A 12614-nucleotide genomic window follows, 5' to 3' on the forward strand; every position below is an offset into this window, starting at 1 on the left:
CGCGCGGCTCCTGTGGAAGGCAACGCACCGTCACCTCCCGGGGCGCCCGGGTTTCTACGGGATCAGACCCAGATGCCGCAGGTCCGCCACGTACTTCTCGACCAGCGGCCGGGACAGGTGCGGGATGTCCCGCTCGGTGCCGAGGCCGGCGGTGCGCACCGCCGCGCGGAACCGCTCGGCGGGCAGTGCCGACGTCGTGCGGGGGGTGAGCGGCTCCCGCCAGGCGGCCATCAGCGGCAGCAGGGAGTACGGGCGCTGCGCCTGCGGCAGCCCGTGCAGCGCGGCCTCGAACTGCTCGCGCCAGCGCTGGTGGCCGCCGACCCGGCGGACGGTAATTCCGCTGTCGATGAGCCAGTCGACCATGGTGTCCAGCGAGATGCCGTCGTCGTGCGGGTTGACCACGTTGAACGTCCGGAATTCGGCGTTCCGGTAGCCCAGGGTGGCCACGGCGGCGGCGACGAAGTCCCCCGGCAGCCCGTCGTAGTGGGCCCGCGGCCGGCGTCCGTCCTGCGCGCCGCCGTAGAACGACGCGGGTGCGATGCCCGTGGCGATCAGGCTCAGCAGCAGGCGGGTGAAGGTGTCCGGCACGTTGAGCTGCCCGGCGTAGCGGGCGTGCGCCAGGATCATGCCGCAGCGGAACACGGTCACCGGCAGTCCGCACAGGTCGTGGGCCTCGCGCAGCAGCACCTCGCCGGCCCACTTGCTGGTGGCGTAGCCGCCCGCCTGCCGGTCGTCGATCGCGCGCTGCGGGTTGCCGGTCCTGATGTCGGTGTCCTCGTCCGCGGTGGCGGTGCCGTGGGCGGCCAGGGCCACGGTGGACACGTACACGACCGGCTTGAGCCGGGTGGTCAGGGCGGCGCGGACGACCTCGGCGGTGCCGGCCACGTTGGGTTCGAACAGCTCCCGGTACGGCAGCACGTGGTTGACCAGCGCGGCCGGGTGCACGATGAGGTCCACCGTGGCGGTCAGCTCCTGCCAGTCCCGCTCGCCCAGGCCCAGGCACGGCGCACCGATGTCGCCGGCCAGCACGCGCAGCGCGCCGTCGGCCGTCAGTTCGGCGAAGCGGCTCTTGAGCGCGGTGTCCCCGCTGTCCAGGGCCTCCTCCAGACGCCGCCGGGCGGCGCCGTCGTCGGCGGCACGCACCAGGCAGACCAGCGTGCCGCCCACCGGGGCCAGGCGCTCGAGCCATTCCAGGCACAGCAGGCGGCCGAGGTAGCCGTTGGCCCCGGTGAGCAGCACCGTGCGCGGCTCGCCTTCCGGCCGGGGCAGCGCCGTGCTCGCGGTGAGGGTCTCGGCGTCGATGAACTTGTCCAGAGTGAGGTCCTCGGCCCGCACCGAGGTGGCGTGCTCGCCGTGGACGGCGGCGAAGGTGGCCCGCCGCGTCCGGCCGGCGCCGCGCAGCCGCTCCACGCGGGCGGCGATCTCGCCCAGCGTGTTGGCCGGTCCCAGGACGGTTCCGACCGAGACCTCGACGCCGAAGACCTCCCGCAGCAGGTTCGCGAACGACAGCGCCGACAGCGAGTCGCCGCCCAGGTCGGTGAAGCGCTGCCCGGGGTCCGGCTCGACGTCGAGCCCCGGCAGCAGCGCCTGCGCGGCGCGGGCGACCGTCTGGGCCACCGGGCGGTCGTGGTCCTGCCACACCGCGCGCAGCTCCGCGGCCTGACCCGCGGCGAGTTCGGCGTAGCGCTGTTCGAGGCGTTCGCCGTAGCGCTCCTTCAGCCGCGGGCGCAGCTGTTTGGTCGAGTCGGTCAGCAGACCGTTGTCCTGGCTGAACGGCACGGTCTCGACGATCAGGTCGCGCGGCACCTCGTACGGCGCCAAACCGGCCTGCGCGGCGACGCTGTGCAGCGACCGGACGAGTGCCGCCTTCAGCGCCGCCTCGTCGCCGGCCTGCGCGATCGCCTCGGGGGTGGGCACCACCACGGCGAGCAGGTAGGCGCGGGAGCTGTTGCCGTACACGAAGACCTGCCGCACCAGCGGGCTGGCGACGAGCGCCGCCTCCACCTTGGACAGGGCGACGAACTCGCCCTGGGAGAGCTTGAGGACGTTCTTGCGCCGGTCGACGTAGACCAGTTCGCCGGGGGCGGTCTCGGCCATGATGTCGCCGGTGCGGTAGTAGCCGTCCTGGTCGAACACCTCGGCGGTGTCCTCGGGGCGCCGGTAGTAGCCGGGGGTGATCAGGGCGGTCTTCACCAGCAGTTCGCCGCGCGGATGGGGCAAGTCGGCCGTGGAGTAGCCCAGTTCCGGTACGTCCACGAGCTTGTAGTCGAGCACCGGGGGGCTCTGCACGCGGTGGTCCAGCATGACCAGGCCGGTCTCGGTGGTGCCGTAGCTGTTCACCAGCGGGACGTCGAGGGCGTCGCGGAGGAAGGCGGCCAGCTCCGGGGCGAGCGGGGCGGACCCGCAAGGAGCGTGGATGACCCGCCCGCCCAGCACGTGGTCGCGCAGGTACGCGATCACCTCGGCGTGGTCGGCGTCGTGCAACTCGCCGTGTGCCGCGCGCTGGTTGAGCTGGGCGTGGTAGCTCTCGAAGAGCAGTTCGCACACCCGCGGCACCATGGCGATCTCGGTCGGCCGGATCAGCGCCAGGTCCTCCAGGAGGGTGGACAGGTCGCTGTGGGCCACGAAGTGCGCGGTGCCGCCGGTGGCCAGCGTCTTGATCACCAGCCTCCTGGCGACCAGGTGGCTCTGCGGCAGGAAGTTGGCGGTGATCAACGGGTACTGGTGGTCGGCCCCCGCGGGCGGGCGCCACATCAGGGACACCGTCGACTCCGGGAACATCACGCCCTTGGGCGTGCCGGTGCTGCCCGAGGTGTAGATCAGGGCCGACAGCGCGCCGTCCGCGCTGTCGTCCGGCGGCAGTTCGGGCACCGGCGGCAGCGAGCCCGCGCGGCCGACCACCTCGGACAGCAGCTCCAGCGACATCGGGGCGTCCGCCGCGGCCAGCAGCCGCTCGGCGTCCGCCAGCGCCTGCCGGTGCTCGGCGAGCTCGGGGTGGTGGTCGAAGACGAGGATGCGGCGTACGTGGCTCTGCCCGTCCAGCGCCTCGAGCACGGTCGCCAGCCGGTCGGTGCTGGTGGCGAAGACGCGGGGGGCGGCCTCCGCCACCAGGTGGCGGATGTGGTCGACCGAGGCGTTGGTGTGCAGGGGCACGGCGACCGCCCCGACCTGACCGCACGCCAGGTCGACCGTGGTGTAGTCGGTGCCGGCGAAGCCCAGGATCGCGACGAAGTCGCCTTCGCGCAGCGGGTGGTGCGGGTGGTGGTACCAGTCCGCGGCGACCGCGCTCAGCCGGGACCACAGCTCGCCGTAGGAGATGGTGTCGAACCGGGGCAGCAGGCGCGCGGTGACGCGGCCGTCCACGCTGACGTACTGCCTGGCGCGCTCGCCGAGCGCGGGCCGGTCGGCGTACGCCGCAAGGGTGCGCCTGACGATCTCGGACAGCCGCGGCCCGCGCCCGGCCCTCTCCTCGAAGACGCCGGCCACCGGCATGCTGTCGGCGAGTTCCGGCTCGGCCCGGAACAATTCGGCAATACGCTCCTTCCGGGTTTTCCCCGCGGAAGCGCGCACAGTGGTGCCTGGTGAATCATTACCCATGACCACGCCTTTCTTGACCGCGAATTCTTTCCGGCGCATGAGCCCGGCTGAAAGCCGAAGAAGACCGTCACGGGCCGGGCCGGCGCATGGGAGCAGAAGGCTCCGGTGGCCAAGGCGCGGTCAGCTTAGCGCGCACAGAGAAAAAGGCGCCAGGTTGTCGCGGGGTGGTGGCGGGGTGGTGGGGGGAGAGGTGGGTAATCGCCCGGCGACGCCGTTCTGAATTGCTCCCGTGCGGGTGGGCGCGATTGTCGAGGAAATCGCCACGCCCCGCGCCTCGTGTCCGCGTCCCGTGTTCCGCGTCCCGGGCCGGGCTCGATCCGGGTCCGTGTCCACGCCTCGGGTCCGCGGCCGCGTCCCGGGTCCGGGTCCACGCCCCGCGCCTCGTGTCCGCGTCCCGTGTTCCGCGTCCCGGGCCGGGCTCGATCCGGGTCCGGGTCCACGCCTCGGGTCCGCGGCCGCGTCCGCGTCCCGGGTCCGTGTCCACGCCTCGGGTCCGCGGCCGCGTCCCGGGTCCGCGTCCACGCCTCGGGTCCGCGGCCACATCCCGGGTCCGCATCCGCGTCCCGTGTCCGGAGCCGGGTTCGATCCGGGCCCGCGTCGTGTCCCGCGTCCGTGTCTGCGCACCGCGCCCCGAGTCCTGGTCCGCGCCCCGCGTCCCGCATCCGAGTCCTGGTCCGCGCCCCGCGTCGGGGGCTGGGTTCGATCCGGGCCCGCGTCGCGTCCCGCGTCCGTGTCTGCGCACCGCGCCCCGAGTCCGGGTTCGCGCCCCGCGTCCCGCATCCGCATCCGATTCCCAGTCCGCGCCCCGCGTCAGGGGCCGGGTTCGGTTCGGATCCGGGTCCGTGTTCGGGATCCGCGTCCGCGACCGTGCGCGCGCCTCACCGCACGCGGGGGCCCCGGGCTGCGCCGCCCCCGGCGGCCGTTGCACGGCTCCCCTCGACGCGGTGCGGCCCCGTGGTCTCTGCCCGCCGGCACGGCCCGCTCCCTGTCTGCACGCTGGTACGGCTGGCCCCCGGTCCGTCCGCCGGCACGGCCCGCCCCCGTCGCTCGGCGGTGTGCAACCGGGGATTTCCCCGGTTGCACACCGCGCAGGGGGTGGCGCGGAGCGCTGTAAAAGATACCTTGGCGAAGGTATTCTTGTGGTGGGTCCGTCGGAGTGCGCACAGACTCTGCGGCCCCTGACCGGCAGCGGCAGGTGTGGCTGAGGAGTGGTCGAACGTGGCAGACAGCGAAGCAGTGCTCCAGCAACGGGACGCGCGCGTTCACCCGCCGGATCCCGTGGACGCCGAGGCGCCCTACGCCGGACCGGACGCCGGCACAGAAACGGAATGGATACCGATCGCGGACCTGGATCTGTCCTGTTCGCCGCGCTCCGCGGGGGAGAGCGGCGAGCACATACGGGTCCTGGCGGAATCGCAGGCCGAGCTGCCGCCCATCGTCGTGCAGCGCGGCACCAACCGGGTCATCGACGGCGTGCACCGGGTCCGCGCAGCCCGGTTACGGGGGCAACAGACCATCCGGGCGCGCTGGTTCGACGGCGACGACGCGAGCGCCTTCGTCCTGGCGGTCCGGCTGAACGTACGGCACGGACTGCCGCTGTCGCTGGCCGACCGGAAGGCGGCGGGCACCCGCATCCTGTGCGAGCAGGAAGGCTGGTCCAACCGCGCCATAGCGTCGGCCGTCGGGCTCTCGCCCAAGACGATCGCCGCCCTGCGCGAGGCGATCGGCCGGCCCGGCGGGCAGACCAGGCTCGGCAGGGACGGCCGCGTGCGGCCCGTCAGCACCGCCGCCGGGCGCGAGCGCGCCAGGCAGATGCTCCTGCGCGAACCCGCCTCCTCCCTGCGGGCGGTGAGCGCGGTCGCCGGCGTGTCCCCGGGCACCGTCCGCGACGTACGCGACCAGCTCCACCGCGAGACCAGGGCCGTGATCCCCGATCAGCGCCGCCGCGAGACCAGGGCGGCCGTGCCCCCCGATCAGCGCCGTCTGCCGCCCGCGCGCCACACGGAGACCGGGCGCGCACAGGCCGCGTCCTCGGGGCAGGGCAAGCTCGACCGGTCCACCGCGCTGCTGCGCTCCCTGCGCACCGATCCCTCCCTGCGCTTCAACCAGTCCGGCCGGCTGCTGCTGAGCATCCTCGCGGTGGCCGCCATCGACCCGCAGGCGCAGGAGGGACTCGTCCTGGACCTGCCCGACCACTGTCTCGACTTCGTCGCCGAACTCGCGCAGGCCAGCGTGCAGGCGTGGCAGGACCTTGCCGCGCGCGTGTCGCAGCGCCGGGCGCAGCCGCCCGGGCAGAAGTAGCCCGCGTCAAACACATAAAAGCGAGAAAAATGCGGGGCTTGACGGGCCGGTGAATTCCTTGGTTTGGTCGTTGAGGCAACACCGGAAACACCGCAGAAAAACTTCCGCAGAAAGCGCGCCGAATGCGCACCGGACAACTGATCTGGTCATCTGGGTTTGGGACGGGGTGTTGATAAAAATGACCGATGCATACGGCTGGACCGGAAAGGATCGCCGGGTTCAGCGAATTGTCCACTCGGCTTCCGGGACGACGTTCCTGGTTCCGCTCGACCACTCGCTGGCCGACGGCCCGGTGGCATCCGCCGCCGGATTCACGAAACTCGTCGAGGAAATGGCCGCCAACGAGGTCGACGGGATCATCGTCCACAAGGGGCGCGTGAGGTTCCTGCCGGCCGAGGCGCTCGGCCGGATGGCGCTGATCGTCCACCTCAACGGCAGCACCCAGCACGCGCCGGACAAGGACGCCAAGATCCTGGTGGGCGCCGTGGAAGAGGCGGTCGCCCTGGGCGCCGACGGCGTCAGCGTGCACATCAACCTCGGGTCGGACACCGAGGCCGCCCAGCTCACCGACCTCGGCGCGGTCGCCGGCCAGTGCGCACGCTACGGGCTGCCGCTGCTGGCGATGGTCTATCCGCGCGGCCCCCGCATCACCGACCCCAGGGACCCGGTCCTGCTGGCCCACGCCGCGAACGTCGCCGCCGACCTCGGCGCCGACATCGTCAAGCTGCCCTACACCGGCTCGCCCCTGACGATGCGCGAGGTCGTCGCGGCCAGTCCGATCCCGGTCGTCACCGCCGGCGGCGGCGTCCTGGAGGACACCGGCACGTTCCTCGACCTCATCGACAGCACGATGGAGTCCGGCGTGCTCGGCGTCGCCGTCGGACGCAACGTCTTCCAGGCGGCGGACCCGGGCGGACTGGCCCGCTCGGTGGCCCGCCGCGTCCACGCCGGACCCCGCTCGCTCGAGGACCTGGCCGTCCTGCGCCAGGAACTGTCCGAGGCGACCGTCTGACCCGCACCCCCCGGCCGTCCCCCTCCGGGCCGGCCACCCCCCACCGCACATCGTGACGACCCGTCACCGACAGCCAGGCGCGACCCCGACAGCCAAGCCACCCACAATCAAAGGTGCGAACATGAAATCCGCTTGGATCGACCTCCGCGGCACCGCTTCCGAACTGGCCACCGCCATCGTCGAGGAAAGCACCCACATCGGCATCGAGACCGTGGTGCTGGACGACCCCGAACTGGCCGGCAAGGTCCCGCCGAACGTGCAGAAGGCCGCCGTGGTCACCGGGGAGACCCCCACCACCCTGATCGACCAGCTCGTCGAGGTGGTCGACATCCTCATCGCCGACCACAGCATCGCCGAGAAGTTCGAGGGACTGCGTCCCGGCCTGCGCTCCGGTGTCCTGGTCAAGGTGCTGGACGAGCAGACCCTCGACCTCGCCTGCCGGATCGCCAACGAGGCCGACCTGACCCTGGTGGAGTTCCGCCAGGACCCCAGCAAGATCCCGCTGGAGATCCTGCTCGCCGCGGCCGACAAGGCCAAGGGTTCCATCGTCACCGTCGTCGAGGACGTCGAGGACGCGGCCACCACCCTCGGTGTGCTGGAGCGCGGCTCGGACGCGGTGCTCCTGGCCCCCAAGCGGGTCGGCGAGGCCACCGAGCTGATGCAGGTCACCCGGGGCGAGGCCGCCTCCCTGGAGATGGAGGAGCTGGAGATCGTCCAGCTCACCCACCTCGGCCTGGGCGACCGCGTCTGCGTCGACACCTGCTCCCACCTGCGGCCCAACGAGGGCATCCTGGTCGGCTCCTACTCCACCGGCCTGGTCCTCGTCAGCAGCGAGACCCACCCGCTGCCGTACATGCCCACCCGCCCGTTCCGGGTGAACGCCGCCGCCCTGTCCTCCTACACCCTCACGCCCGGCAACCGCACCCAGTACCTGTCCGAGCTGCACTGCGGGTCGGAGATCCTGGCCGTCAGCACCGACGGCAGCGTGCGCACCGTGGTCGTGGGCCGGATCAAGATGGAGTCCCGCCCCATGCTGCGCATCGAGGCCCGCACCCGCAGCGGCCAGCTCGTGGACATGGTCGGCCAGGACGACTGGCACGTGCGGGCGCTCGGCCCCGGCGGCAGCGTGCACAACTTCACCGAGCTGCGGCCCGGCGACGTCATCCTCGGCCACACCATGACCGACCAGCGCCACGTCGGCTACGCGATCCGGGAGTTCCTCCACGAGCAGTGAAAGCCCGCGCCGCTCACGTGACCGCCCGCGGGATGCGGCGGTCACCGCGGCGCCGGGGCCACGTCCTTTACGTCCCACGGATTTGACGGAAGAGAGTGCGTGAGATGGCGCTCATAGTGCAGAAATACGGCGGAACGTCGGTCGCCACACCTGACAAGGTCATCGAAGCTGCACGGCAGATCCGGGCGGCGCGCGAGGACGGCAACCAGGTCGTCGTGGTCGTGTCCGCCATGGGCGGGGCCACCGACGAACTGCTGCGCCTGGCCTCCGCGGTGACCGCCCGCCCCGATCCACGCGAACTGGACGCCCTGCTGTGCACGGGCGAGGCCGCCTCCGCCGGACTGCTCTCGCTGGCGCTGAACCACCAGGGTGTCGCGAGCCGTTCGTTCAGCGGTCCCGAGGCGGGCATCCGCACCGACCACCGCCACGGCCGGGCCACGATCGTGGAGGTGGACCCGCGCCGGCTGCGCGAGGAGCTGGCCCGCGGAGCCGTACCCGTCGTCGCGGGCTTCCAGGGCGAGTCGATCGCCACCGGGGCCCGCACCACCCTGGGCCGCGGCGGCTCCGACACCACCGGAGTCGCCCTGGCCGCCGCACTCGGCGCGGACCACTGCGAGATCGTCACCGACGTCGCCGGCGTCTACACCGCCGACCCCCGCACGGTCGCCGGCGCCCGCCGCCACACCTCCCTGCTGTACGAGGAGATGGCCGAACTGGCCGTCAGCGGCGCCAAGGTGCTCGCCTCCGACTCGGTCGACTACGCGCGCACCCACGGCGTCGATTTGAAGGTGCGCTCCAACAGTGCCGCGATCGGCCCGCAGACCTGGGTCGGCGACGGCCGGCGCGCCGCCGGGGCGGCGGCGGGGGAGTTCTGGACGCCCGCGGGCCGCCTGCGCGGAATCGCCGGGGTCGCCGGGCGCTCCGGCCTGGTGCGCTGCGTGCTGCGGCGCATCACCTCCGACCACGTCCTGCGCCTGCTCGGCGAACTGGTCGAGCGCGAGACCGAGGTCGAGCTGCGCCGCTACGGCAACCTCGGCACCGAGGACGCCGGCGACATCGCGCTCACGCTGCCCGAGGACAGCGTGGAGGAGATGCGGGAACTGCTCGCCGACACCGACCGCGGCATCCGCCTCGACGAGGCGCACTGGACGTCGAACCTGGCCCGGCTGTCCGTCGTCGGCCTGGGCATCGGCCGCCAGCCCCACGCACCGCTGCGGCTGCTGGAAGCCCTGCGCTCGGTCGGCGCCGCCCGCACCGACCTCCACGTCACCTCCAACCGGCTCAGCGTGCTGACCGGCCGCAGCGACCTGGCCGCGGCCACCCAGATCGTCCACGACACCTTCCTGTCCGAGCCGGTGACGCCCCTGGTCCACCCGGCGGACGCCGACCACACCCGCCCTGCCTGGCCGCTGGCCGCCGAGCCGGGCCGGCTCGACGTCGCGATGCCCGCCCTGGCCGCCGCCGAGTGACCTTGGCCCCCCACACCACGAGGGAGAACACCGATGTCCGTCATCCCACTCGACCCCGGCCGTCCGGGCGGGCCGACCCCGCGCGGCCTGGCCGGCGGGCCGGGGCCGGAGGGCCTTCGATGACCGCCACGCCGACCTTCGACCCCACCTCCGACGAGCAACTGGCCGACCCCTACCCCCTCTACGCGCAGCTGCGCGCGCAGTGCCCGGTGCTCCACGACTCCGGCCGGGACATCTGGATCCTCACCCGCCACGAGGACGTGGCCCGCGTCGTCCACGACCCCGAGACCTTCTCCTCCGAGAGCGCGGTACGGATCACCGCGGGACCCGAGTCCGACGAGGTCAAGCAGGTCCTGGCCGAAGGCTGGGCGCTGACGCCGAACCTGACCGAGAGCGACGGCGAGGAGCACACCCGGCTGCGCGTGGCCGTCAACCGCGTCTTCACACCGCGGCGCGTGGCGGCCCTGGAGCCCTTCATCCGGGACACCGCCGAGGAGCTGATCGACCGGTTCGCCGCCGACGGCCGGACCGACATCATCGAGGGCTACGCCTGGCCCCTGCCACTGATCGTCATGGCCCGGATCCTGGGCATGCCTCCGAAGGACGTGCCGCTGCTGCGGCAGTGGAGCTCCAACTGGCTGAAGCTGTCCGTCGGCACCGGCGAGCCGGCCGAACGCGCCGAGTGGGCCCGCGACGTCGTCACCATGCAGCACTACGTGATGGGCCTGCTGCAGGACACCGACCGGGCCGGCCAGGACTCGCTGGTCTCCTCGCTGGCGCAGTACGGCGCCGAGCACGGGCTCGACGACGTGGAACTGATGCGCATCGTGATGAACCTGATCATCGCCGGGCACGTCACGGTCACCCGCGCCATCGGCAACGGCCTGGTCACCCTGCTGGAGAACCCCGGCCAGCTCGCCGCCCTGCGCGCGGGCCAGGCCTCCGCCGAGGCGATGGTCGAGGAGATCCTGCGCTTCGAGTCCCCCGTGCAGGGCCTGTTCCGCACCGTGACGCGCGCGACGGAACTGGGCGGCAGGCACCTCGTGCCCGGCGACCGCGTGATGGTCCACTGGGGCTCCGCCAACCGGGACGGCTGCGTCTTCGACAACCCGGACGAGTTCTCACTCACCGGCAGGCCCCGCCGGCACCAGATGGCCTTCGGCCGCGGCGTCCACGCCTGCCTCGGCGCCTCCCTGGCCCGGCTGCAGCTGCGCGTCGCCATCCCGCTGCTCTTCGACCGCCTCCCCGGGCTGCGCCTGGGCCCCGCCGGCTCCCGCACCCGCGAACGCCTCGTCATCGCCCGCGGATTCGAGGAACTGCACCTGCACTGGAACGTCCCGCCGCTGCGAGAGGCCGCATCATGACCGCACCAGCGCTCGGCCCGCGTCGCGCCGCCGGCCGGCCCGGGACCCTGTAGGCGGCCGCCATGACCTACGACGTGATCGTGGTCGGCGGCGGATCCGCCGGCTGCGTCCTGGCCAACCGGCTCAGTGCCGACCCGCGGCGCTCGGTCCTGCTGCTGGAGGCGGGCCCCGACTTCGCCACCACCGACGACACACCCGCCGGCATCAAGGACGCCACCTACGCCCCGTACACCTACGACTGGGGTTACCGCTCCGTCCCGGACGCCTTCGGCAACGAGGTGCCCGTGCCGCGGGGCCGCGTCATCGGCGGCAGCTCGGCCGTCAACGTCTGCGTCGCCATGCGGGCCCGCCCCGCCGACCACGACGCGTGGGCCACCCAGGCCGGCCCGGCCTGGGGCTATGCGCGGATGCTCCCCCTCTACCAGCGGATGGAGCACTACCCCTACGGCGAGGAGAAGTACCACGGCCTGCACGGCCCCTACCGCATGACGCTGCCCGCCCCCCAGGACCTCGGCCCCCACGCCGTCGCCGCCCAGCAGGCCGGTGCACGCCTGGGGCACCCGGAGGTCGCCGACTTCAACGCGCCCGGTGTACCGGGATTCGCCCGCACCCCCCTCAGCGCGGCCGACGGCATCCGGCTGAGCACCGCCATCGGCTACCTCAACCCCGTGCGCGAGAGGCCCAACCTGCAGGTGCGCGGCGACACGCTGGTCGACCGGGTGCTGTTCCACGGCACCCGGGCCCAGGGGGTACGGCTGGACACCGGGGAGGAGATCCCCGCCCGGCACGTCGTGCTCAGCGCCGGCGCCTACAACTCGCCCGCCATCGCCCTGCGTTCGGGCATCGGCGACCGCGGCGAGCTGACGGCGCTCGGCATCGACGTGGTGGCCGACCTGCCCGGGGTGGGACGCAACCTCACCGAGCACCCCGCCTACTGGAACGTCCACGCGGCCAAGCCGCCCCAGACCCAGGCCCGCTCGGTGTTCGGCAGCGTCCTCAGCGTCGCCACCGGGCCGCACGAGCCCGACTTCGACGTCCAGATCCTGCCCTCGGCGGCCGTACCGGCCGGCAGCCTGCCCGAGCAGTTCGTGCCCCGCGCCGCAAACCACCCCACCGGCTGGGACATGGTCTTCTTCGTCTCCTGCGTCCAGCCCCGCTCCCGCGGAAGCGTACGGCTGGCCTCACGCGACCCCCGGGACGCGCCGACGATCGACCTCGGCCTGTACACCGCCGCCGACGACGCCGAACGGGTCGCCGACGGGGTCCGTCTGGCCCGCCGCCTGGCCCGCACCCGCCCGCTGGCCGACCTGCTGGCCGACGAGCGGATCCCGGGCCCGGACATCAGCGACCGGGAACTGGCCGACGCCGTGCGCCGCGCCCCGGCGCACTACAACCACGGCAGCGCCACGATGCGCATGGGCCGGCCCGGTGACCCGGGCGCCGTGGTCGACGCCGACGGCGCCGTGCGCGGCGTGGAGCAACTCACCGTCGCGGACGCCTCGGTGTTCCCGGCGATGCCCCGCGTCGCCACGAACGTCCCCGCCATCGTGGTCGCCGAGCGGATCGCCTCGGTGCTGTGCGAACGACTCGCCCCGCGCCCCTGAGCACCACCACCAGACCGAGCCGGACCTGCCCGG

General features: G+C 73.1%; 7 protein-coding genes. 6 read left to right on the forward strand and 1 reads right to left on the reverse strand.

Annotation, left to right across the window (positions count from 1 at the left end; translation table 11 throughout):
* Positions 1 to 54: 54 nt before the first annotated feature.
* Complete coding sequence (car, locus tag FBY22_RS19260; protein ID WP_399211492.1) at positions 55 to 3570, reverse strand: carboxylic acid reductase; 3516 nt, start codon at positions 3568 to 3570, stop codon at positions 55 to 57.
* 1245 nt (positions 3571 to 4815) lie between these two features.
* On the opposite strand from car, the gene FBY22_RS19265 reads away from it, so the two are divergent.
* The 6 genes from FBY22_RS19265 (at position 4816) to FBY22_RS19290 (ending at position 12581) form a co-directional block, all read left to right on the forward strand.
* Complete coding sequence (locus FBY22_RS19265; protein WP_160159907.1) at positions 4816 to 5898, forward strand: ParB N-terminal domain-containing protein; 1083 nt, start codon at positions 4816 to 4818, stop codon at positions 5896 to 5898.
* Between the two features lie 178 nt (positions 5899 to 6076).
* Complete coding sequence (locus tag FBY22_RS19270; RefSeq protein ID WP_142147109.1) at positions 6077 to 6910, forward strand: 2-amino-3,7-dideoxy-D-threo-hept-6-ulosonate synthase; 834 nt, start codon at positions 6077 to 6079, stop codon at positions 6908 to 6910.
* A gap of 121 nt (positions 6911 to 7031) precedes the next feature.
* Positions 7032 to 8144, forward strand: coding sequence for a 3-dehydroquinate synthase II family protein (locus tag FBY22_RS19275; RefSeq protein ID WP_142147111.1), 1113 nt, complete (start codon positions 7032 to 7034; stop codon positions 8142 to 8144).
* Between the two features lie 104 nt (positions 8145 to 8248).
* On the forward strand, positions 8249 to 9613 hold the full coding sequence (locus FBY22_RS19280) for an aspartate kinase (RefSeq protein ID WP_142147113.1): 1365 nt from the start codon (positions 8249 to 8251) through the stop codon (positions 9611 to 9613).
* Between the two features lie 119 nt (positions 9614 to 9732).
* On the forward strand, positions 9733 to 10977 hold the full coding sequence (locus tag FBY22_RS19285) for a cytochrome P450 (RefSeq protein ID WP_142147115.1): 1245 nt from the start codon (positions 9733 to 9735) through the stop codon (positions 10975 to 10977).
* A gap of 62 nt (positions 10978 to 11039) precedes the next feature.
* Positions 11040 to 12581: a GMC family oxidoreductase gene (locus FBY22_RS19290; RefSeq protein WP_142147116.1), complete on the forward strand. Its 1542-nt coding sequence runs from the start codon at positions 11040 to 11042 to the stop codon at positions 12579 to 12581.
* The last annotated feature ends 33 nt before the right edge of the window (positions 12582 to 12614 follow it).

Origin of the sequence: Streptomyces sp. SLBN-31, assembly GCF_006715395.1 — a bacterium.
Taxonomy (GTDB): Bacteria; Actinomycetota; Actinomycetes; order Streptomycetales; family Streptomycetaceae; genus Streptomyces.